Source organism: Paraburkholderia sp. SIMBA_053 (assembly GCF_046534895.1).
GTDB classification, from domain to species: domain Bacteria; phylum Pseudomonadota; class Gammaproteobacteria; order Burkholderiales; family Burkholderiaceae; genus Paraburkholderia; species Paraburkholderia caledonica.
Genome location: NZ_JAWRXU010001758.1, coordinates 1 through 234, shown reverse-complemented (window position 1 = coordinate 234; position 234 = coordinate 1). Strand labels below are relative to the sequence as shown.

At 70.1% G+C, this 234-nt stretch carries 1 protein-coding gene; it reads left to right on the top strand.

All coding sequences use genetic code 11. From position 1 onward, the window contains the following. The coding region (locus SB753_RS41550; RefSeq protein ID WP_410805754.1) for a 3-hydroxyacyl-CoA dehydrogenase NAD-binding domain-containing protein at window positions 1-234 on the top strand (234 nt) is incomplete at both ends.

Genomic DNA, 234 nt, shown 5'->3' with positions numbered 1-234 from the left:
GACGTCGTCGCGTACGACATCGACCAGGCGGCGCTCGACCGCGCGGCCGAACGATTCGAGGGCCTCGCGGCGCGCTACGTCGCCGATGGCGTGGAGAACGCCGCAGACGGCGGCGCGCAGTCGGCGATCAGCCGCATCCGGCTCACCTCCGACCTCGCGGACTCCGCCCTCTCGGCTGATCTCATCATCGAGGCGGTGCCGGAGAACCTCGAGCTCAAGCAGGGAATCTACCGC